The organism is Rhizobium sp. B21/90, assembly GCF_019355815.1.
GTDB classification, from domain to species: Bacteria; Pseudomonadota; Alphaproteobacteria; order Rhizobiales; family Rhizobiaceae; genus Rhizobium; species Rhizobium rhododendri.
The window spans coordinates 2,083,372-2,105,781 of the sequence record NZ_CP072162.1; the positions used below are offsets into that span (position 1 = coordinate 2,083,372).

The following is a 22,410-nucleotide window of genomic DNA, read 5'->3' on the forward strand; positions in this document are numbered from 1 at the left end:
AAGGCCGAGCAATAGCCCGGCCTTTAAAAATCCAATGGATGGCAGCGATTACTTGATGGCGCCGACGGTCATGGTGTCGACAGCCTCGCGCTTCAGGCTGAGGCCGATGACTGGGACCATCTGCTCGTCGACCTTGACCGAAATCGTCACGTTCATCGACTTGTCGTCCTGCAGGCGGGCGATCATGGCGCCGTTCAGCTTCTGGCGGTTCAGGCCGACAACGACTGTGTTGTCGTTGACGGACCCTGAAGTCACGTCGAGGCCCTTGCCGGCGGCGCCGTCCAGGAACTTGCCGTTATAGGTGCTGCCGCTCTGTGTGATCTCGGCAGACATCGGCTGCTGGAAGACGCCGACGCGACAGGTACCGTCGAGCTTGACGCCTGTCGCGGATCCCTGGCTTGGCGTGCCGATCAGATTGCAGGTGAATTTGGTGCCCTTGTATTTGCCGGCAACAATCTCGCCCGGACCGCGCCATGCGCCGGACACCGACTGGAAGAAAGCCTTGTCGCGGGACGAGGCATTGGCCGATTGCGCCCAGTCGACGACGGAGAGGGCCATGACGGCGAGGCCGCATACAAGAATAAACTTACGCGAAAACATGGGCTTTCCTTGGCAAAGGTGTACCGGAAACTAAGCTCCGACTTTGCCTCAGAATGGTTAACAGCTGGTTTCTTTTGGGGTGCAGGCCTTAAAGAATGGCCTGTCATGGCTGTCTTTTGGCCGCGCCGGGCGAGAGGTCGCCGATGAAGTCGCCAATGCCCGGACGCTTCAGCGCCCTGAATGGCAGAGGACGGCAGAGGTCCATTGCGGCAATGCCGATGCGGGCCGTCATCAGCCCGTTGACGACGCCTTCGCCAAGCCGCGCCGACAGTTTCGAGGCCAGTCCATGGCCGACGATCTGCTGGACGAGGCCGTCGCCGACGGCAATGGAGCCGGTGACAGCCAGATGGGCAACCACATCGCGCATCAGTTTAAGCATGCCCAATGTTCCCGGCCGGCCGCCATAGAGGTCGGCCATGGCGCGCACCATGCGGGTGGATTCGAACAGCACGTAGAGCAGGTCGACGATCGCACGCGGGCTAACGGCGGTGACGACTGAGACGCGCTTGGAGGCGGTGAGGATCAGCGCCCGTGCATCGCGGTCCAGCGGCCCCAGCAGTTCGCGCTCAGCAAGCGAAATCAGGCCCTGCGTATCGATGATATCGCCTTCCGTCGCCTTCAGCGCGGCACGGCCCCGGGCGGTGGCTGGCTTGGCGGCAAACAGCGTCGAAAGCCGATCGACCAGCGCCCGGGCACGCGCAGGTTTTACCTCCAGCGCTGCGGCCTCCGCCTCGGCGCGGATGGCGTGTACCGTTGCCAGCCGCATCATGCCGGCTGTTTCGCGGACGACCATTCCGAGCACCGCGAGGATGCCGATGCCAAGCACGGTCAGCGCCGTGTAACCCAGCCAGTCGGCGCGGGTGAAGAGATTGCGGATCAGCTCATCCGTCCAGAGTCCGAAGGCGAGCGAAAGGAGGATGCCGAACGCACTGAGCGCCACCTTGGCAAAGGAAAAGCGCCGGCGGGGCTTGAGGCTCGGCAGCGTACCCTCGAGAGACGACGACGGATTGAGGAAGGGATCCTCCTCGTCAGGGGTGAGGATGACGTCTGCATCGAAGCTTTGCGGACGGCGGGCGGGCATTGCCTGACGGGCATCGGCATGCGGCTGTTCCGGCTCCATCGAGAAGGCTGCCGGACTGCGTGAGGAATGCGGCGGATCGTTTTCGATCGGTGGGGTCATGCGAGGCGGTCTCCGAACAGGAACTGCATGGCGCGGTCAAGCCGGATGTGCGGCACCGAGAGAACCACGCCGGTCGGCGAACGGTCGAGTAGCGGCGGCCGAAAGCGCACGACGTTGACATCCGGCAGCGGACCGGGATCGCTCTCGGTGCCGGGAAGCGCGAACAGTTGCTGCGGATCGCGGGGCAGGTCGCCGGGGAAGACGGCGGTGTTGCGGATACCATCGAAAACATCGCCATTGATCGTCTCGCCGGCAATGGGAGTTCCGACGATTACCGGGAGCACCTGTCCGTCGCGCGTGACCGTAGCTTCGCGGGTGGCCCGGATCGAGGCAAGCGCCATCACGTCAATGCCGGCACCGGTCATGCCGATCTGCTGGGTTGCCCTCTCGACGAGACGGCGGGTGAGGGCCTCTAGCCGGTCGTGGCTCTCATGGTGGAGATGGTCGGCCTTCGTCGCAGCAACCAGCACCCGGTCGATGCGTCGTCCGACAAAGGAGGAGAGGAAGCTGTTTGTCCCGGGTCGGAAACAGGCCAGCACGTCGGCCAGCGCCCGCTCGAGGTCCTGGATCGCCTCGGGGCCGCGATTGATGGCCTGCAAGGCATCGACGAGGACGATCTGCCGGTCCAGCCGGGCGAAGTGTTCGCGGAAGAACGGCTTGACGACCACGGACTTGTAAGCCTCGTAGCGCCGCTCCATCATCGCCCAAAGCGAGCCCTTGCCAGCCTTGCCCGGCGCAGGTGTCGGCAAAGGTGCAAAGGTCAACGCCGGCGATCCGTCGAGATCGCCTGGAAGCAGGAAACGTCCCGGTGGCAACGTAGACAGGGAGCGCTCATCCGACTTGCAGGCGCGCAGATAGGCGGTAAAGGCCTGGGCCAGATCGCGGGCGCGCATCTCGTCGGCAGGAGACGCCGCATCCGTGGAGGCGGAGAGCGCCAGCCACTCCCGGGACAATTCGGCGCGGACGCCTGTTTGCGCCAAACCCAGCGTCTCGTCGCTGAAGGTCTGGTAGTCCTTGGCAAGCAGCGGCAGATCGAGCAGCCACTCGCCGGGGTAATCGACGATATCGATCGATAGCCGGCCGGGGGAGAAAATGCGATTCCAGCCGCTGGCGCTCTGGTATTCTAGCGTGATGCGCAATTCGGAAATTGCACGCGTCGAATCCGGCCAGATACGGTCCTTCACCAGCGCCCGGATGTGGTCTTCATACTGGAAGCGAGGGACGGCATCGTCGGGCTGTTGCTCGAGGCGCACGGCCGAGATACGCCCGGACTGCATAGCCTCGAACAGCGGCAGGCGGCCGCCGTTCAGGAGGTTGTGTACGAGCGAGGAAATGAAAACCGTCTTGCCCGCGCGCGATAGGCCCGTCACGCCGAGGCGGATGGTCGGATTGACGAGGTTAGCAGCCCGGTCGGCGATATTGTCAAAGGCAATCAGCGCGTTGTCGGTGAAGGAAGTGAGGCTCGGCGGCAAAGCGGCATCCCTGCATTGAAGTCAATCGCAATATAGGGAGCGCTGCCGTGAAAAGAAGCAGCCTCCTGCCGCTCGCCGTCTATTCGCGAATGAAATCGCTGAGAATCCAGGTCGCCGTCGAACCGTCTGGGTCCTGGATTGCGTCGAGGACAGCGAATCCCGCTGTCGGAAAGCCGCCGGGCAGGGATTTCTGCATCGCCTCATGGCCGATCAGGACCTCCAGCACCTGCGAGATTATCGGATTGTGGCCGACAAGCATGATCGAGTCGCCGCCGGCCTGGGCCGACAGGATGTCCAGATAGGTCTCCTGCGAGGCGTCGTAGAGCCCGTCTACATACTGAACCTCGGTGGTGGCGCCGATGGCGCGCTTGAAGGCATCCGTGGTCTGGCGGCAGCGCAACGCGGTCGAAGCAACCACCAGATCCGGCCTGTAGCCCTTGTCTGCCGCCTTGGCGGCGACGATTTCCGCCTGCGCAAAACCGTTGTCATTAAGCGCCCGGTCGAAGTCGCGCTCGCCCGGCTGCGCCTGCGCTGCCTCGGCGTGTCGCAGCAGGTAGATGCGGGACGGTGGCGGCAAAATACGGGTCATGGGGGTCAGTTCCATCGTGAAGTTTATCGATCGACCTTGCGTTCGCGACGCCCATCCGTCAACCGCGACATCCCAAGCAACGGCGAAAACAAAGCTTGGTCCACAGAAGCCTTATAGCTTCGGCTCAAAAGCTTCGCCAAAATAAATGATGAAAAATTAGACCTTTAGCCGTTTTTTATGACAGATTTAAAAATCCGTTCAGCGGCTGTATTAGGCTTGAACCGGCACGGTCGCTTGCTGTATACCCCGCGCCATATGAGATGTTCTTCAGGAGAATCGCGTTGAGTGAGAAGATCGATCTTAGCAGCTACGTTCCCTCGGAAGACGAGGAGTTCATGAATGTACGGCAGAAGGCTTATTTCCGGTCCAAGTTGGTTGTCTGGAAAACCGATATCCTGAGAGAAGCGCGCGAAACGCTTGAGCATCTCGCTGAGGAAAGCGCCAATCACCCCGATCTCGCCGACCGTGCTTCATCCGAAACGGACCGGGCCATCGAGCTTCGTGCAAGGGACCGCCAGCGCAAGTTGATTTCCAAGATCGATGCAGCCCTTTCCCGGATCGACGACGGCACTTACGGTTACTGCGAAGAAACCGGCGAGCCCATCGGCCTCAAGCGCCTCGACGCCCGCCCGATTGCCACCCTGTCCATCGAAGCGCAGGAACGCCACGAGCGTCGCGAAAAAGTCTACCGCGACGAATAGGGATCAAGCGATCCACATCTGTTAAGAAGGCACGACCCGCAACGGTCGTGCCTTTTGTTTTTTCAGCATCGCGTCGTCGTCAGGCCCACGCTTTATTTCTCGCGGTTGACGCTCATTTCCCCGAAGATGCGGGCAACTTCCTTCTGCAATGCGGCGTCACCGCCGGTGATCGGCGCCATGTCGGGGTCGCGGCGCTGCTGCGGCGGAACGGGCTCCGAACGTGGCGTCGGCTCGGGGCGGACGGCGGGCGGTGGCGCTATTGGCTGGACGATGCGCTCTGCCGTCAGGTTGTTGGTCATTTCCGCTTCGAGGACGCTTTCGAAATCGCTGCCGAGTTTTTTGGGTTGCGCGACTGCAGGTGCTGGGACCTCATAGGATCCGCTGTAGGCATCCTGCGCGAGCATCGGCGCTGGGGCCGGAGGTTCTGCCTCGCGCGCAGGTGCCGGCCTGTTGTCCCTGGCGTGTTCCGTGGGCAGGACACGGCTGCGGGCGGCATCGAGAATATCGGCGGCGTCCAACTCCGCCTGTCGTTCGAAGACAACCGGTTCCACAGGCGGTGCCTGGACGGGGGCTGCAGCCGCAACCGGGCGCTCGTCTCTGGCAGTGACAGAGGCGGCTTCCACTTCCGGTCCAGGCGCTGGCGTTGGTGGCGCGAACTGCTGCCTCGGCTCCGGCGCTGCCATCGGCGACGAGACTGCGGGAGCCGCTCGTTCGATCTCGGTCGTTGGGACCGGCGGTGCGGGTGGCGGGGATGAGAGAGCAGCGGGCTCCCGGCGCCGACCGACGATAGGCGACGGTTCCGTCGAGGCTTCGAGCTGCCGTGGGGCCGGTTCCGGAGCCGTGATTGTTTGGACGGGCGGGGCGCTGGCGATTGGCTGGGCGGGCGCCGCAATCCTCGATGTATCGCCGATGCCGCTTTCGATGACTATATCGGTGGGTCCGCCGATCATGACGAGATGCTCCACGCCGTCGCGGCGGATGAGGACGATCCGGCGTCTCGCGTCGATGGCTGCGGCATCCAGAACCTGCAGCCGCTGCTGGCGACCCTTGCCGCCGCGCACGAATGGCGAGGGCGCCCGGTTGCGCACCAGCCACAAGATGGCGACCAGCACGAGAAGGGCCACCGCTACGCCGCCGGCGGCGACGAACAGGCGGCTGCCATAGGTTCCAGCGATCTCGTCCAGCATAGTTTCGATACTCCGATTTCAACGTTTACGTCATCTGGCGTGCGGCCCTGAAGCCGCAAGATTAGGCTTGTGTCAGGCGGCAATCATTGGGACAGGATCCCTGCCTAAACAAGATGTCATTGGCCATTCTGTGATGCCGGCACCCAAAATACAGCCAATGCCCGCATTCTGAACGATATTCTGAAGAAAGCTGGCGCAGTTCCTTGTGAATTCAAGCCTTTCTCCACCAAGGGCCGCTTTTTGCCGATCCCGCAACTTGCTAAGAAGGTCAAAGTCCTGATTCCAAATCCGTCAACACATTGACGGAATGCGGCGCGGGCCAACGAGGGGTTCATGACCAAGCTGCGTCAGTCCGACGAGTATAGCGTGCCGCTGGTCGATCGCGGGGTTCGTTCCGGTATCGTGCTTCGGATCATTCTTCTGGCGCTGGTGCTGATCGCAGCGGCGGCGGCATTCGTCGTGTTCAAGAACGAACTCGACAACGAGATCGTGCTCGGTGCGCTCGGAATCCTCGCCATGGTCGGGATTTTCTTCCTGGTTTCGTCGATCATCGGCTTCGTCGAGGTGATGCCGCAGACCCAGTCCGACAGTCTTGCGCGCTCGTTCCTGGACAGCCAGCCCGACGGTACGCTGATCACCGACGACAAGGGCCGTATCGTCTACGCCAATCTCGCCTATGGCAAGCTGACCGGCGCCAGCAAGACCACCGAGGTCCAGTCGCTCGACACATTGCTGTCGCGCAACCGCGAATCCAACCAGGCTCTTTACCGCCTGTCGAACGAGTTGCGCGAAGGCAAGGAAGGCAGCGAGGAATTCCGGCTGATGAAGCCGCTCGGTCCCGTCGGCTCCAGCGGCTCCGGCGCGCATTGGTACCGCCTGAAAGCCCGCCTGCTGCCACCGGGGCAGGGGCGCGGCAAGCCGTTGCACATATGGCAGATTACCGACATCACCTCGGAGCGTGACGACCAGGAGCGTTTCTTCAAGGAATTGCAGAACGCCATCGATTATCTCGACCATGCACCGGCCGGTTTCTTCTCGGCCGGACGAAAGGGCGAGATCTTCTATCTCAATGCGACGCTGGCGGAATGGCTGGGGCTCGATCTCACCAAGTTCACGCCGGGATCGATCACGGTCGGCGACCTCGTGGCCGGCGAGGGGCTCGCGCTCATCCAGTCCGTGCAGGCGGAACCCGGCTTGAAGAAGACCGTCACCCTCGATCTCGACCTGCGCAAGGGCAACGGCCAGAGCCTGCCAGCGCGTCTGGTGCACAGCGTCACCTCCATGCGTGACGGTGCCCCCGGCGAAAGCCGGACGATCGTGCTCGGCCGCCAGAAAGATGATGACGACGACCAGTCTGCCTCGGTTGCGGCGATGCGCTTCACCCGCTTTTTCAACAATACGCCGATGGCGATTGCTTCCGTCGACGGGACAGGGCGTATCCTTCGCACCAACGCACCGTTCCTGAAGTTGTTTTCCAACGTGGTTTCGCGCGACGATATCGAGCGCGGCGCGACGCTGGAGACGATCTTCAGCGAAAGCGAGCGGCCGCTGCTGGCGCAGGCATTTGCCGCTGCCAAGGACCGGCAGGGCGATATTCCGTCGATCGATTCCCGCAACCCGAAGGATGAGACACGGCATTTCCGCTTCTATATCAATGCGGTCATCGAGCAGAGCGACGAGGCGCCGGAAGAGGCTGCCATCGTCTACGCCGTCGAGGTGACGGAGCAGAAGGCGCTCGAGGCGCAAATGGCGCAGACGCAGAAGATGAATGCGGTGGGTACGCTTGCCGGCGGCATCGCCCACGATTTCAACAACGTGCTGACCGCGATCCTGCTGTCGTCCGACCATCTGCTGCTGCAGGCGCGTCCGGCCGACGCAAGCTTTGCCGACCTGATGGAGATCAAGCGCAACGCCAATCGCGCGGCCGTGCTCGTGCGCCAGTTGCTGGCCTTCTCGCGCAAGCAGACGATGCGCCCGACGATCATCAACCTGACCGATGTCATCGGCGATCTCCGTATGCTGGTCGAGCGGCTGCTGTCGGGCACCCGCGTCAAGCTGGAGGTCGATTACGGGCGCGATCTCTGGCCGGTGAAAACGGATCTTTCGCAATTCGAGCAGGTGCTGATCAACCTCTGCGTCAACGCCCGCGATGCAATGCCGGATGGCGGCACGCTGCTGCTGCGCACCCGAAATGTCGCAGCGGACGACATGGCGGCGTTCAACTCGGCCTACCTGCCGAACGAGGACATGGTGCTGGTGGAAGTCACCGATAACGGCACTGGCATCGCGCCCGAAATCATGGACAAGATCTTCGAGCCGTTCTTCACCACCAAGGATGTTGGCAAGGGCACGGGCCTCGGGCTCGCCATGGTCTACGGCATCGTCAAGCAGTCCGGCGGTTACATCCAGCCCGATTCCGAGGTTGGCAGGGGCACCACTTTCCGCGTTTTCCTGCCGCGCCACGTGATGGACATCCTGTTGCCCGGCGAAAGCCCGCAGGAAGCGCCGCATGCCCCGCCGATGGGCGAGGGCGCCGCACTTGCAGACGTCGAGCAGGCAGACCTCACCGGCAAATCGGCCGTCGTGCTTCTGGTCGAGGACGAGGAGGCCGTGAGGCGCGGCGGCAAGCGGATGCTGGAAACGCGCGGCTACACCGTGCATGAGGCTGGGTCCGGCGTCGAGGCGCTGGAAATTCTCGAGGAACTCGAAGGCAAGGTCGATGTCGTCGTCTCCGACGTGGTGATGCCGGAAATGGATGGGCCGACGCTGCTGCGCGAATTGCGCAAGATCTATCCGGATATGAAGTTCATCTTCGTCTCGGGCTATGCCGAGGATGCGTTTGCGCGCAACCTGCCGGCGGATTCGAAGTTCGGCTTCCTGCCGAAGCCGTTTTCGCTGAAGCAACTGGCTGTCGCCGTTCGCGAGATGCTGGACAGCTGATCGGCAAGCGTGGCGCTTCAGCCGCGTCGGGCGATCAGAATGCCGGCCAGCACGATGGCGCCACCGACGGCCTGCAGTGGCCCGATGCTCTCACTCAGAAGCGCCCAGGCCAGTACCGCGGCGACCACCGGCTGCAGCAACAACGTCAGCGATGAAAATGCGGCCGGCAGGTAGGCGAGCGCATAGGTAATCGCCACCTGGCCGCCGGCATGGCTGATGAAGGCGAGGCCGATCAGCATGAGCCAGCCGAACAGGCTTGGTGGCAGCATGACGCCCTCGATCATGAGGGCCACCGGGAAAAGACAGATGGTTGCGGCGGCCGTGCTCCAGACCATGATCTGCAGCGTGTCGAACCGGGTTCTGAGCCTGCCGATCACCAGAATATATCCGGCGTAGAACAGCGCTGCGACCGTTGCCAGGCCATCTCCCCTGAGATCGCCGTTCGCAAGACCGGAAAGGCCGCCCTTCAGCGTGACGATGCCGACCAGCGCCGTCGCCAGCCCGAGCAGGAACAGCCTGGTGATGCGCGCGCCGAGGAACAGCCAACCGATGGCGGCAACGAAGATCGGCGCCAGATTGGCGAGCAGTGTCGCATTGGCAACGGACGTCATGTGGATGGACAGATGCCAGGTGACGAGATCCGTGGCGAGGAACAGGCCCGGCAGCACCAGCATGAAGCATTCGGATAGATTACGCGGCTGGACGGCCGATTTCCGGCGGCTGGCGAGTGAGACGAGAAGAAGCGGCAAGAGCGCCAGCGCTACACGCCAGAACGCCGTGGCAAGCGGACCGACCTCCGACAGGCGCACGAAAATCGGCGAGCCGCCGATGGCAGCGCCGCCAAGTATCAGGGCTGCAAGCGGTATGCGGCTGTCGCGCGGCCCTGTGGCGGCTGGAGGCATGATATCTGGCACGGGAGGTTTCCTGCTGCAGCCCTGAAAACAAAAAACCGCGCCGGAGATCGGCGCGGCAGCTTCGGTGAACGACGTTTCTGCCTAATCCGCCAGAGCGACGGCGATTTCGGCAGCCAGCCGCGCATTGTTTTCGACCAGCGCGATGTTGGTCTTCAGGCTGCGACCACCGGTGATGTCGAAGATCGTGCTGAGCAGGTAGGGCGTGACGGCCTTGCCGACCACTTCCTCGCGCTCGGCGCTGTCGAGCGCGCGCTCGATGTAGATCTCCATTTCCTCGCGCTCGATCTGGTCTTCCTCCGGCACGGGATTGGCAACCAGCATGCCGCCATCGATACCCAGCTGCTCGCGCACAGTCTGGAAATTGGCGATTGCCGCCGGGCTGTTCAGCGTCAGCGGGCTTGGCAGGCCGGAGGCACGCGACCAGAAGGCAGGGAATTCCGGGCTGCCGAAGGTGACGACGGGAACACCACGGGTCTCCAGGACTTCCAGCGTCTTCGGGATATCGAGGATTGCCTTGGCGCCGGCGCAGACAACGATGACGCCGGTACGTGCCAGCTCCTCGAGGTCGGCCGAGATATCGAAGCTGGTCTCGGCGCCGCGATGCACACCACCGATGCCGCCGGTGGCAAACACCTTGATGCCGGCCCGCGCGGCTGCAATCATCGTGGCTGCAACCGTGGTTGCCCCGGTGCGGCGCTCCGCAATTGCAAAGGCTAGGTCGGCGCGCGATACTTTCATCGCGTCCGTGGTCTGGGCGAGGCTCTCTAGCTCGGCCGGTTCAAGGCCGATGTGCAACGTTCCGTGGATGACTGCGATTGTTGCCGGCACGGCACCTTCCTCGCGGATGATAGCCTCGACGCTGCGAGCCATGTCGATGTTGCCGGGATAGGGCATGCCGTGCGTGATGATCGTCGATTCGAGCGCGACGATCGGTGCGCCACGTGCCTTGGCGGCGGCGACTTCACTTGAATATGAGATCGGCAACAGAGCGGAAAATGGTTTGGTCATGGTCTTGTCCACCTGAGTGTGCGGGTTTGATGGGCGGGATGGGGCTTCATGACAGTATTTTGGGCGCGCCGACAAGGGTGAGAACCTGACGAAGATGCTGCGGCGACAGATTGGCGGCCGTTGCAAACGGCGACTGAACCGTGATGGCAGCCGCTGCAGCGCCGTGGCGCACCGCCTCCGCCAGATCGAGACCGTCCATCAGCGCCGAAAGCACCCCGGCCGCCAGCGAATCGCCGGCGCCGGTGACGTCGGCGACGTCGTCCACAGCTGGCGGCTCCAAGGTAAGGGTGATGCGGCCGTCAAAGGCGACGAGAGGCTGCTGCCCTCGCGTGATGACGCCACCCTTGAGACCAAGGGCCTGCAACTGGCTCACCCACTGCAGCGGATCGTCCGGCCTGCTGCCGGTGAGGGCGGCGGCTTCCGACTGGTTGAGAAACAGATAGTCGATATCGGCAAGGCAGGGTTTGAGGCGCACGACCTTGGCCGGGGAGATGGCAATGGCTGCCAGCGGCTTGCCGAGATCGACCGCTTTGCGGGCAATCGCAGCCAGTGTTTCGGCCGGCAGATTGGCGTCGAAGAGAATGAGGTCCGCCGATGCGAATGAATCGCGGATGGCGCGGATCAGCAAGCGGCGAGGGCTGAAGAGCTTGTAGAGCTCCATATCCGCCAGCGCGATAACCAGGTTTCCGTCTTTTTCGATGATCGCCGTGTAGCTCGGCGTTGTGCGATCGAGAAAGACGAACGGGCGGTCGTCGACACCCGCCTCGCGAGCCGCAGATGCCACCATGTCGCCGAGAGCATCGCCGCCGCGTGGCGAGACCATCCGCACGTCGTGGTGAAGCCGGGCGAGATTGCGGGCCGCATTGAAGCCGCCGCCGCCCGGTTCCTCGAACCAAGCGCCCGGATTGCTGGCGCCTGGATCGGTCTCTCCGAAGATGCGGCCACGCCTGTCGATGTGAGCGCCGCCGAGCACGAGAATCTGCCTAGACATACCCAGCCCCGGTCATTTCGAAAGAGCCGAATCGACCCGCATTTGCGAACCCCGCAAAGCCTGCTGAGGATCGCCTAAGCCTTTGCGACAAAAAAGGAAAACAAATATAGAACAAAGGTCATTTTACCTTTTTGTTTCAATTATTTGAAGGCCCCTTGCGGAACCGGAACAAATCAAGTACAAAAACGACATCAACTGCTTCGTTGCCTGTGCGGCTTCAATAACCTAAAGGTGGATCTCATGTCACAGAATAGTTTGCGGCTCGTAGAGGAAAAATCGGTGGACAAAAGCAAGGCGCTCGAAGCCGCACTCTCTCAGATCGAGAGGGCATTCGGCAAGGGCTCGATCATGAAGCTCGGCTCGAATGAAAGCATCGTCGAGATCGAGACAGTATCCACGGGCTCCTTGAGCCTCGATATCGCACTTGGCATCGGTGGATTGCCGAAGGGGCGTATCGTCGAGATCTATGGACCGGAAAGCTCGGGCAAGACGACGCTGGCGCTGCAGACCATTGCCGAAGCCCAGAAAAAGGGCGGCATCTGCGCCTTCGTCGACGCCGAACATGCGCTCGACCCGGTCTATGCCCGCAAGCTCGGTGTCGACCTCCAGAACCTTCTGATCTCGCAGCCCGATACCGGCGAGCAGGCGCTCGAGATCACCGACACGCTGGTGCGCTCCGGCGCCATCGACGTGCTGGTCATCGACTCCGTTGCGGCCCTGACGCCGCGGGCTGAAATCGAAGGCGAAATGGGCGACAGCCTGCCAGGCCTGCAGGCTCGCCTGATGAGCCAGGCGCTGCGCAAGCTGACCGCGTCGATCTCGAAGTCGAACACGATGGTCATCTTCATCAACCAGATCCGCATGAAGATCGGCGTGATGTTCGGTTCGCCGGAAACGACGACTGGCGGTAACGCGCTGAAATTCTACGCCTCTGTTCGCCTCGACATCCGCCGCATCGGCGCCGTCAAGGATCGCGAGGAGGTCATCGGCAACCAGACGCGCGTCAAGGTCGTCAAGAACAAGATGGCGCCTCCCTTCAAGCAGGTCGAGTTCGACATCATGTATGGCGAAGGCGTGTCGAAGACCGGCGAACTCGTCGATCTCGGCGTAAAAGCCGGCATCGTGGAGAAGTCAGGTGCCTGGTTCTCCTATAACAGCCAGCGCCTGGGGCAGGGTCGCGAGAACGCCAAGATCTTCCTGCGCGACAATCCGGAACTGGCAAAGGAGATCGAAACGATGCTGCGCCAGAGTGCCGGCCTGATCGCCGACAAGCTGCTGGTGAACGGCGGTCCCGATGCCAACGACGGCGATGTTGCTGCCGATATGTAACGGTCCCGACCGCAAGGTCGAAGGGTAGGTTCAAGCTGCCGGCCGCACGTCTTTCGGGATGTGCGGCCGCTTTCGTTAGTGCGGCTGGACAGGATCGAGAGCGAGCGATAAAAGCCAGTGGATTTTGTATGGGGACTGCCGACGGCAGCGATAAGGGCATAGCATGAGCGGCGTAAATGAAATCCGGTCGACCTTCCTCGACTACTTCAAGACGAATGGGCACGAAATCGTTCCGTCGAGCCCGCTCGTGCCGCGCAATGATCCGACGCTGATGTTCACCAACGCCGGCATGGTGCAGTTCAAGAACGTTTTCACGGGGCTGGAACAGCGCCCCTACAAGACAGCGTCCTCGGCACAGAAATGCGTTCGCGCCGGCGGCAAGCACAACGACCTCGACAATGTCGGCTACACCGCCCGCCACCACACCTTCTTCGAGATGCTCGGCAATTTCTCGTTCGGCGATTATTTCAAGGAGCAGGCCATCGAGCTTGCCTGGAACCTGATCACCAAGGAATTCGATATCGACGCCAAGCGCTTGCTGGTGACGGTCTACCACACGGACGATGATGCCTTTAACCTCTGGAAGAAGATCGCCGGCCTGTCCGACGACCGCATCATCCGCATTCCGACCAGCGACAACTTCTGGGCGATGGGCGATACCGGCCCTTGCGGTCCTTGTTCGGAAATCTTCTACGATCATGGCGACCATATCTGGGGTGGGCCTCCCGGTTCCGCCGACGAAGACGGCGACCGGTTCATCGAGATCTGGAACCTCGTCTTCATGCAGTTCGAGCAGCTTTCAAAGGACGAGCGGGTCGACCTGCCGCGTCCGTCGATCGACACCGGCATGGGCCTCGAGCGCGTTGCGGCGCTGCTGCAGGGCAAGCACGACAATTACGACATCGATCTTTTCCGGGCGCTGATCGAGGCCTCCGAGGAAGCAACCGGCGTGATGGCTATCGGCGATAACCGGGCCAGCCACCGGGTCATCGCCGATCACCTGCGCTCGTCGGCCTTCCTGATTGCCGACGGCGTGCTGCCGTCAAACGAAGGTCGCGGCTATGTGCTGCGTCGCATCATGCGCCGCGCCATGCGCCATGCACAACTGCTCGGTGCCCGCGATCCGCTGATGTACAAGCTGCTGCCGACGCTGGTGCAGGAGATGGGCCGCGCCTATCCTGAGCTGGTGCGGGCGGAATCGCTGATTTCGGAAACGCTGAAGCTTGAGGAAAACCGCTTCCACAAGACCCTCGACCGTGGTCTGTCGCTGCTGTCCGACGCAACCGCCACCATGGGCAAGGGCGATATGCTCGATGGCGAGACGGCCTTCAAGCTGTACGACACCTACGGCTTCCCGCTCGACCTGACGCAGGATGCGCTGCGCGAGCGCGGCATCGCCGTCGACGTCGCCAGCTTTACCGATGCGATGGCCCGCCAGAAGGCCGAGGCCCGCTCCCATTGGTCCGGCTCCGGCGACAAGGCGACGGAGACCGTCTGGTTCGAACTGAAGGACAAGAACGGCGCGACGGAATTTTTGGGCTACGACACCGAGACGGCCGAAGGCGTAATCCAGGCGATCGTCCGCGATGGCGTATCTCTAGACAGCGCTGCCGATGGCGAGACGGTGCAGATCGTCGTCAACCAGACGCCTTTCTACGCTGAGTCCGGCGGCCAGATGGGCGATACCGGTGTGATTGCAGGCGAGGGCGTCAAGCTCACCGTGTCCGATACGCAGAAGCGCGGCGACGGGTTGTTTGCCCATGTGGCAACCGTTGCCACCGGCACCATTGAGGTCGGCGACCCCGTTGTGCTGACGGTCGATCATGATCGCCGCGGCCGGCTGCGCGCCAATCATTCCGCGACCCATCTGCTGCACGAGGCGCTGCGCGAGGTGCTTGGCACCCATGTCGCCCAGAAGGGTTCGCTGGTGGCGCCCGAGCGCCTTCGCTTCGACGTTTCGCATCCGAAGCCGATGTCGGTCGAGGAACTGAAGGTTGTCGAGGAAATGGCCAACGAGATCGTGCTTCAGAACGCGCCGGTATCGACGCGCCTGATGAGCGTCGACGATGCGATTGCCGAAGGCGCGATGGCGCTGTTCGGCGAAAAATACGGCGATGAGGTCCGCGTCGTGTCGATGGGCACGGCGGTGCGCGGCGAGAAGGCTGCCAAGCCCTATTCGATCGAACTCTGCGGCGGAACGCATGTGACGGCGACCGGCCAGATCGGCCTGATCCGGGTGCTCTCGGAGAGCGCCGTCGGCGCCGGCGTGCGCCGTATCGAGGCCGTCACAGGCGTTTCGGCCCGCGATTATCTGGCCGAGCAGGATGACCGCGTCAAAGCTCTGGCAGCAGCGCTGAAGGTGCAGCCTGCCGAGGTCGTCACCCGCGTCGAAGCCCTGATGGACGAGCGCCGCAAACTGGAGCGTGAGCTCGCGGATGCCAAGCGCAAGCTTGCGATGGGCGGCGGGCAGGGCGATGGCGGCGATGCAGTGCGCGATATCGGCGGCGTCAAGTTCCTCGGAAGGGCTATCGCCGGTGTCGATCCGAAGGATCTGAAGGGCATGGCGGACGAAGGCAAGACGAGCCTCGGCTCCGGCGTCGTCGTCCTCGTCGGCGTCTCCGAGGATAGCAAGGCGAGCGCCGTGGTGGCGGTGACCGAAGATCTGGTCGCCCGTTTCAGCGCGGTCGATCTGGTGCGCATCGCGTCTGCGGCGCTTGGCGGCAAGGGCGGCGGCGGCAGGCCAGACATGGCGCAGGCCGGCGGTCCCGATGGCTCCAAGGCCGACGAGGCGATCGAGGCCGTTGCAGCAGCACTCGCCGGCTGACCAGTCCTGAGATTTGAGATTTGGAATGGCGGGAGCGATCAGCTTCCGCCGTTTTTCGTTTTACAATGGGTTGCTATAGGGCCTTGCGATACTGGATGAAGCCGGATCGTGCCGCGATGTGGTCGTAGAGGCGCTGGGCTGCGGTATTGGTTTCGTGGGTCATCCAGTACAGGCGACCGGCGCTATTGGCCCGGGCAAGGTCCGCCACGGCCTCGATGAGGGCTGCACCCGTACCCTTGCCGCGTTGGTCGTTCTCGACATAGAGGTCCTGCAGATAGCAGGTCCATTCCGGCATCCATGTCGAGCGGTGGAAGATGGCGTGGACGATGCCCACCAGGCGGCCAAAGTCATCGAAAGCGCCGAGCGCCTGCATATGCTCGTTCGGGTCATGAAGTCGCGCCCATGTCCGGTCTGTTGTTTCCGGCGGAATCTCGACCTCGTAGAATCGCTGGTAGGCCTGCCAGAGCGGCTCCCAGGCGGCGCGGTCGTCAAGCTCCAGCGGACGAATGGTGTTGGTCATCGGATCCGGTCTCCGGCCTGCAGATATGGAAACGGCGGGGGAAGTCCCCGCCGTCTGCCGATCACATTAAGATAATGGCTTATGCCATTGCCTTCTGGAGATTTTCATCGACCTTGTCGAGGAAAGCAGTCGTCGACAGCCAGGGCTGGTCGGGGCCGATGAGCAGGGCCAGGTCCTTGGTCATGAAGCCGCTTTCGACGGTGTCGACGCAGACGGTTTCGAGCGTCGCTGCAAACTTGGCGAGTGCCGCGTTGTCGTCGAGCTTGGCGCGGTGTGCGAGGCCACGTGTCCAGGCAAAGATCGAGGCGATCGAGTTCGTCGATGTCTCCTGTCCCTTCTGGTGCTGGCGGTAGTGGCGGGTCACGGTGCCGTGGGCTGCTTCTGCTTCCACGGTCTGGCCGTCTGGCGACAGCAGCACCGAGGTCATCAGGCCGAGCGAGCCAAAGCCTTGGGCGACGATGTCGGACTGGACGTCGCCGTCGTAGTTCTTGCAAGCCCAGACATAACCGCCGGACCACTTGAGAGCCGAGGCGACCATGTCGTCGATCAGGCGGTGCTCGTAGGTGATCTTCAGAGCATCGAACTGGGTCTTGAATTCAGCGTCGAAGACTTCCTGGAAGATATCCTTGAAGCGACCGTCATAGGCCTTCAGGATTGTGTTCTTGGTCGACAGGTAGACGGGCCACTTGCGCATCAGGCCGTAGTTCAGCGAAGCGCGGGCGAAATCGCGGATCGATTCGTCGAGGTTGTACATGGCGAGGGCCACGCCGGCGCCCGGCGCGTCGTAGACTTCCTTCTCGATGACGGCGCCGTCTTCGCCGACGAACTTGATCGACAGCTTGCCCTTGCCCGGGAATTTGAAGTCGGTGGCCTTGTACTGGTCGCCGAAGGCGTGACGGCCGACGACGATTGGCTTGGTCCAGCCGGGAACGAGGCGCGGCACGTTTTCGCAGATGATCGGCTCGCGGAAGATGACGCCGCCGAGGATGTTGCGGATCGTGCCGTTTGGCGACTTCCACATCTGCTTCAGGTTGAATTCCTTGACGCGGTCTTCGTCCGGAGTGATCGTCGCGCACTTGATGCCGACGCCGTATTTCTTGATGGCGTGGGCGGCGTCGATCGTCACCTGGTCGTTGGTGGCGTCGCGATTTTCGACCGACAGATCGTAATACTGGATGTCGAGGTCGAGGTAGGGAAGGATGAGCTTATCCTTGATCAACTGCCAGATGATGCGGGTCATCTCGTCGCCGTCGAGATCGACGACGGGGTTTGCAACCTTGATCTTTTCCATATATCTGCCTCGTTCTGCTTATGGCCGGGCGGCCCTGTGTGTTGGACTTGAAGTCTCGAGCGCTATAGCACCGCGGGGCGCCGAGGCAAAGCCGGGAAGGGTGCAGAATTCGCCTTTTTGCGCGTCAAATCTGCCCGGCCAATCACCGCTTTTCTAGTGCGAGGCGCTTGTAAGGCTCGCCGATATAGCCGATTTTTACAATGATATTTTGTGTGTTTACGGACATTGCCATGCCCCGATCGCTGCCTGCATACCTCATCGCCGCCCTTGTGTTGATCCAGGCGCCCGGCGCCTTCGCCGCAGATCCTGCCGTTTCTCCGGTGAAGACCATCATGGATGCGACGGTGGCCAACTGGGCCGGCGGCGACAGCTACTGGCAGGACATGTTCGATGCGTCGCACCTGCGGCAGCTGTTCAGCGCCGATTTCATCCGTGGCTACCAGGCCGCCCAGAATTATCCGGCGACGGAAGACGGCATCTCGCCGTTCGACTACGACGTCATTGTCGGCAGCCAGGATGCCTGTCCGCTCGAGAACGTGACGATCGTTCCCGGGGCCGTATCGGGCGGCAAGACCGAGGTGGTGGCGCGGTTCCAGAAGTCGCGCTGCATGGGCGCCGAGGACGCTGCAGCGTCTGATGCCTTCACGGAGGTTCGCTTCGAGGTTCTGACCGAAGGCGGAAAACCGGTGGTCGACGACATCCTGACGACGGACGACAGTGGGAAGCCGAGTTCCCTCAAGGCCGCCATGCAGGATATCGCCAAGCAGCCGTAGCCTGACGCCACAGGCTGGCGATGCGTTTAACGACGAAGGATCCTGATGCACATCGCCCATCGGTTTCGTGATTGGCTGGCCGCCAACGACCCGGCATTTTCGCGGCTGCGACAGGCCTCGCGGGTGACGCTGACCGTGGTGCTATCATTCAGCATTCTCTTCGTCATCCATTCAACGATTGTGCCGCTGCCCGATGTCGCCTATGCACTCGGGATACTTCTGTCGATCCAGGGCGGCTTCACCGTGCGCGACAAGCGTCCATCGGAACAGTTGGTGACACGGCTGATCGGCTGCCTGGCCAGCGTGCTGGCCGTCATACTGGCAGCGCTGCTCGCAGACCATCGCTACATCAGCGATGTCGCTTTCCTCGCCATCATCTTTGCCGCAAGCTGGGTGAGGGCGCTTGGCGTGCGCTGGAATGCGGTGGGCATGTTCGCCTTCATGTCCTATTTCATGGGTGCCTATTTCCAGCCCCGGCTGGGTGAGATGCCACTGGTGGCAATGGGCTCTGTCGTCTCGTCGCTCGTCGCCCACGGCGTGCGCTCCGTCCTGCTGCCGGATGACTGGCGCAAGGACCTGTTGCGGGCGTTGGAGAGCGTGCTCGGCCGGGTCAACCAGATGCTGATCGAACTTGCGGTGAGCGTTCGCGACGGGCGGATATCGGAAACCGAGCATCGCGCGCTGCTCCAGGCTGAGGAGAGGCTGAAGGACGTCGTGCTGATGGCGGAGAGCTTCATTCCCAAGCCGGCCGACGATGCACCCGCCGTCGATACGCCGGCGAGCGGTACACTCGCCAGCGATACACCGGCAGTGGATATCTCCATGCGGCTTTTCGACGTCCATCTGGCGGCGGAAAGCGCCATCATGATGAGCCAGAGCGCCGTGCCGAGCTTTGCGCTGGTGCACGCCGTTATTGCCCATGACGACGCCCTGCTAGAGCGCGAGACCGATGGCTTCGAGACGATGGCGGACAAGCGCAGTTCCGAGACGATGCGGGCGATGATCTGGCTCCGGGACGCCCGCGATGCGCTGACGGAAACCCTGTCTCTCGGCCGCATGACGGGTTTCAGCGATATCGCCGGCGCGAACGGCGCGCGCACGGTCATCAAGTGGCCAAAACTGTCGCTCGACGATGCCGCCATGCGATCGGCACTGCAGATCACGCTGGCCACCGGCATCGCCATGGTCTTCGGTCTGCTGTTGTCCCGCGAGCGCTGGTTCTGGGCGGTGCTAACGGCGTTCCTGGTGTTCACCAACACCAATTCGCGCGGCGATACGGCTGTGAAGGCGTTTCAGCGCTCGATGGGCACCGTGCTGGGGATTGCCGTCGGCATGGCCTTGGCGCTGGTGGTAGCGGGCCATACCGCTATTGCCATCTTGCTTTCGGTCGTGTCGATCTTTCTCGGCTTCTACTTTATCCAGGTGTCCTACGGGGCCATGACCTTCTTCATCTCCATCGTTCTATGTTTGGTCTACGGCATGACGGGCGCGCTGACGCTACAGGTGCTGCAACTACGTATCGGAGAAACAATCATCGGCGCGACGGCCGGTGCGGCGGTTGCCTTCCTGGTCTTTCCAGCGAAGACGCGAGGCGTGCTGGATGGGGCGCTGGCCAGGTGGTTCGATGTGCTCCGGGCTTTGCTCGATGCCGCCGGCGGAAGCGGTCCGGGCCTCGAGCTGATCCGCCTGTCGCAAAACCTCGATGCCGCCTACCGCGACGTTACCACCGCGGCCAAGCCCCTCGGCCAGTCCTGGAGCCTGGTGCGCAAACCGGGCAATGTGCGCCAGACGCTGGCGATCCTGATGGCCTGCACCTACTGGGCCCGGGTCTTTGCCCGCAACATCGCCTTCTCTCGCGACGATCCGGATGGCGAGATCGCGCTGAATGTGTCTGAAAACCTCCAGCGGCTGAATGCCATCTCAGGCAGGGGCTCGGAGTGCTTCTTCGTCGACCGCAAGTCGGCGCGGGCGACAGGGCGCCATCTACCGCTGTCGCGCGGCGGCATGCGGCTCGGCATCGAGATGGTCGGATCGATGCTCGATCGGCTTTATCCATGAGCCGGGGCTTGCCGTTCCGGGCCTTCGCGGGTATTTCCGGCAGCAATTTCGCCACTGCGGCGCACCGAGGATAGTCATGTCAGGAACAAACAGCGAAAAGCCGTTGCTGGCCGAGGGGCCGGTCATCATTCTGGTCGAGCCGCAGATGGGCGAGAATATCGGCATGGTGGCGCGCGCCATGGCGAATTTCGGCCTTGCCGAACTGCGTCTAGTCAATCCGCGCGACGGGTGGCCGAACGAGAAGGCGACCGCCGCTGCCTCGAATGCCAGCCACGTCATCGAGGCGACGCGCGTATTTCCGACGCTGGAGGAAGCCATTGCCGACCTCCATTTCGTGTATGCAACGACGGCCCGCGAGCGTTATGGCTATAAACCTGTCCGTTCGCCGGTCGTAGCCGCCGAGACACTGCGGGGGCGTTTTGTCGCCGGCGAGCGCTGCGGCGTTCTGTTCGGGCGCGAGCGCTGGGGTCTCAGCAACGAGGAAGTGGCGTTGGCCGACGAGATCGTCACTTTCCCGGTCAATCCCGCCTTTGCCTCGCTGAACATTGCCCAGGCCGTGCTGCTGATGTCCTATGAGTGGATGAAGTCCGGCATGGAGGACCTGAGCGTCACCAGCTTTGCCGCCAATCCGCAGCGACCGTCGACGAAATCTCAGCTTCAGGGGCTGTTCGACCATGTCGAGGAAGCGCTGAGCGCGCGCAATTATTTCCATCCGATCGAAAAAAAGCCGAAGATGGTCGACAATCTCCGGGCGGTGTTTTCGCGCCAGGGCTTTACCGAGCAGGAGATCAGCGTCATGCGTGGCGTGATATCGTCGCTGGACCGCTTTCCGCGCAACGTCTCCCGTGCCGAACCGCGCAATGCCGCCAAGGAAAAACCCGTCGATGACAGCGCCGACGACTGAGCCAAAACCGATCCTGGTCTTCGATTCCGGCATCGGCGGGCTGACCGTGCTGCGCGAGGCGCGGGTGCTGATGCCCGAGCGCGGCTTCGTCTATGTCGCCGACGACGCCGGTTTTCCCTATGGCGGCTGGGAAGAGCAGCCGCTGAAGGACCGCATCATCTCGCTGTTTGCCCGGCTGCTTGCCGAATACGATCCCGAGATCTGCATCATCGCCTGCAACACCGCCTTCACGCTCGCCGGTGCCGATCTGCGCGCCGCCTTTCCTGACATGACGTTCGTTGGCACCGTGCCAGCCATCAAACCGGCGGCCGAGCGGACCCGCTCCGGCCTCGTCTCGGTGCTGGCGACGCCTGGAACCGTAAAGCGCGCCTATACCCGCGACCTGATCCAGTCGTTTGCCGCCCAGTGCCATGTCCGCCTCGTCGGCTCGGAAAACCTGGCGCGGATGGCGGAAGCTTATATCCGGGGCGAACCGGTCTCCGACGAAGCCGTGCTGCAGGAGATCGGCCAATGCTTCGTGGAAAAGGAGGGTCGCAAGACCGACATCGTCGTGCTCGCCTGCACCCACTATCCGTTCATGGCCAACCTCTTCCGTCGCCTGGCACCCTGGCCGGTCGACTGGCTCGACCCCGCCGAGGCCATCGCCCGCCGCGCCCGCAGCCTCGTGCCTGTTCTCGCCGATGCCGTCCACCCGGAAGCGGACGACTTCGCGGTGTTCACCTCGGGCAATCCGGATTTTGCGACGCGGCGGCTGATGCAGGGGTTTGGGCTGAGGGCATAGTGTGCTGTTGTGGAGCGCGTATAACCAAGAGGTCCCCGACATGATGAAATCTCCTCCTCATCCCGGAGAATTGTTGCGACAGGATGTCCTTCTGCCATTGGGACTTCCCGTTACCGAGGCTGCCGAGCGCCTGAAGATTTCACGCGTATCGTTGTCGCGCGTTCTGAATGGCCGAGCAGCCATAAGCCCGGATCTCGCAGTCCGGCTGGAAATGGCCGGCGTCAGCAAGGCGCGCTTCTGGCTGGGGCTTCAATGCAATTACGATCTGGCGCAAGCCTTGAAGCGCGATCATCCAGCGGTGAGGCCATTGGACGACAAGGCCGCCTAGAGGCTGTGGTCCGCACTGAA

The 22,410-nt window shown here is 62.6% G+C and carries 19 protein-coding genes; 9 read left to right on the plus strand and 10 right to left on the minus strand.

Features of this window, described 5'->3' with window-relative positions; all coding sequences use genetic code 11:
* Window positions 1-48: 48 nt before the first annotated feature.
* From J5278_RS09865 to J5278_RS09880, 4 genes are all read right to left on the minus strand, one after another.
* Complete coding sequence (locus J5278_RS09865; RefSeq protein WP_209183855.1) at window positions 49-600, minus strand: hypothetical protein; 552 nt, start codon at window positions 598-600, stop codon at window positions 49-51.
* A gap of 103 nt (window positions 601-703) precedes the next feature.
* Entirely contained in the window at window positions 704-1,780 is a 1,077-nt protein-coding gene (locus J5278_RS09870; protein ID WP_209183854.1) for a YcjF family protein, read from the minus strand.
* On the minus strand, window positions 1,777-3,252 hold the full coding sequence (locus J5278_RS09875; protein ID WP_209183853.1) for a YcjX family protein: 1,476 nt from the start codon (window positions 3,250-3,252) through the stop codon (window positions 1,777-1,779). The genes J5278_RS09870 and J5278_RS09875 overlap by 4 nt, the downstream gene beginning before the upstream one ends.
* A 79-nt stretch (window positions 3,253-3,331) precedes the next feature.
* Complete coding sequence (locus J5278_RS09880) at window positions 3,332-3,841, minus strand: histidine phosphatase family protein (protein WP_209183852.1); 510 nt, start codon at window positions 3,839-3,841, stop codon at window positions 3,332-3,334.
* A 281-nt stretch (window positions 3,842-4,122) separates the two neighbouring features.
* Between J5278_RS09880 and dksA the strand changes: the two genes are divergently transcribed.
* Window positions 4,123-4,542, plus strand: a complete 420-nt coding sequence (dksA, locus tag J5278_RS09885) for an RNA polymerase-binding protein DksA (RefSeq protein ID WP_142822871.1) — start codon at window positions 4,123-4,125, stop codon at window positions 4,540-4,542.
* Window positions 4,543-4,634: 92 nt separating this feature from the next.
* On the opposite strand, the gene J5278_RS09890 is transcribed toward dksA, so the two are convergent.
* Window positions 4,635-5,729, minus strand: a complete 1,095-nt coding sequence (locus J5278_RS09890) for a flagellar biosynthetic protein FliO (protein WP_209183851.1) — start codon at window positions 5,727-5,729, stop codon at window positions 4,635-4,637.
* Window positions 5,730-6,062: 333 nt separating this feature from the next.
* Here J5278_RS09890 and cckA point away from each other — a divergent pair, with 333 nt between their 5' ends.
* Window positions 6,063-8,669 (plus strand): cell cycle histidine kinase CckA, encoded by a 2,607-nt coding sequence (gene cckA / locus J5278_RS09895; RefSeq protein WP_142822868.1) that lies wholly within the window; start codon window positions 6,063-6,065, stop codon window positions 8,667-8,669.
* Between the two features lie 17 nt (window positions 8,670-8,686).
* Here the strand turns inward: cckA and J5278_RS09900 are convergent, their stop codons facing one another.
* From J5278_RS09900 to J5278_RS09910, 3 genes are all read right to left on the minus strand, one after another.
* Window positions 8,687-9,571, minus strand: a complete 885-nt coding sequence (locus J5278_RS09900) for a DMT family transporter (RefSeq protein ID WP_209184118.1) — start codon at window positions 9,569-9,571, stop codon at window positions 8,687-8,689.
* Between the two features lie 93 nt (window positions 9,572-9,664).
* Window positions 9,665-10,591: a pseudouridine-5'-phosphate glycosidase gene (locus J5278_RS09905; RefSeq protein ID WP_209183850.1), complete on the minus strand. Its 927-nt coding sequence runs from the start codon at window positions 10,589-10,591 to the stop codon at window positions 9,665-9,667.
* 46 nt (window positions 10,592-10,637) lie between these two features.
* Window positions 10,638-11,582 carry a carbohydrate kinase family protein gene (locus J5278_RS09910; RefSeq protein ID WP_209183849.1) on the minus strand — a complete coding sequence of 315 codons (945 nt, stop codon included), beginning with the start codon at window positions 11,580-11,582 and terminating at the stop codon, window positions 10,638-10,640.
* Window positions 11,583-11,822: 240 nt separating this feature from the next.
* On the opposite strand from J5278_RS09910, the gene recA reads away from it, so the two are divergent.
* Together recA and alaS are read left to right on the plus strand one after the other, a co-directional pair.
* Window positions 11,823-12,911: a recombinase RecA gene (recA, locus tag J5278_RS09915; RefSeq protein WP_111221865.1), complete on the plus strand. Its 1,089-nt coding sequence runs from the start codon at window positions 11,823-11,825 to the stop codon at window positions 12,909-12,911.
* 163 nt (window positions 12,912-13,074) lie between these two features.
* On the plus strand, window positions 13,075-15,735 hold the full coding sequence (gene alaS, locus J5278_RS09920) for an alanine--tRNA ligase (protein WP_209183848.1): 2,661 nt from the start codon (window positions 13,075-13,077) through the stop codon (window positions 15,733-15,735).
* Window positions 15,736-15,808: 73 nt separating this feature from the next.
* Here the strand turns inward: alaS and J5278_RS09925 are convergent, their stop codons facing one another.
* A complete protein-coding gene (locus J5278_RS09925) occupies window positions 15,809-16,255 on the minus strand; it encodes a GNAT family N-acetyltransferase (protein WP_209183847.1) in 447 nt (148 codons plus the stop codon).
* Window positions 16,256-16,334: 79 nt separating this feature from the next.
* A complete protein-coding gene (locus tag J5278_RS09930) occupies window positions 16,335-17,546 on the minus strand; it encodes an NADP-dependent isocitrate dehydrogenase (protein ID WP_111221868.1) in 1,212 nt (403 codons plus the stop codon).
* Window positions 17,547-17,776: 230 nt separating this feature from the next.
* On the opposite strand from J5278_RS09930, the gene J5278_RS09935 reads away from it, so the two are divergent.
* From J5278_RS09935 to J5278_RS09955, 5 genes are all read left to right on the plus strand, one after another.
* Window positions 17,777-18,319 carry a hypothetical protein gene (locus J5278_RS09935; protein WP_209183846.1) on the plus strand — a complete coding sequence of 181 codons (543 nt, stop codon included), beginning with the start codon at window positions 17,777-17,779 and terminating at the stop codon, window positions 18,317-18,319.
* 45 nt (window positions 18,320-18,364) lie between these two features.
* On the plus strand, window positions 18,365-20,377 hold the full coding sequence (locus J5278_RS09940) for an FUSC family protein (RefSeq protein WP_209183845.1): 2,013 nt from the start codon (window positions 18,365-18,367) through the stop codon (window positions 20,375-20,377).
* Window positions 20,378-20,453: 76 nt separating this feature from the next.
* Window positions 20,454-21,281 carry an RNA methyltransferase gene (locus J5278_RS09945; RefSeq protein ID WP_142822853.1) on the plus strand — a complete coding sequence of 276 codons (828 nt, stop codon included), beginning with the start codon at window positions 20,454-20,456 and terminating at the stop codon, window positions 21,279-21,281.
* Window positions 21,262-22,062: a glutamate racemase gene (murI, locus tag J5278_RS09950; protein WP_142822851.1), complete on the plus strand. Its 801-nt coding sequence runs from the start codon at window positions 21,262-21,264 to the stop codon at window positions 22,060-22,062. The genes J5278_RS09945 and murI overlap by 20 nt, the downstream gene beginning before the upstream one ends.
* A 40-nt stretch (window positions 22,063-22,102) precedes the next feature.
* A complete protein-coding gene (locus J5278_RS09955; protein ID WP_209183844.1) occupies window positions 22,103-22,390 on the plus strand; it encodes a HigA family addiction module antitoxin in 288 nt (95 codons plus the stop codon).
* Window positions 22,391-22,410: the final 20 nt, after the last annotated feature.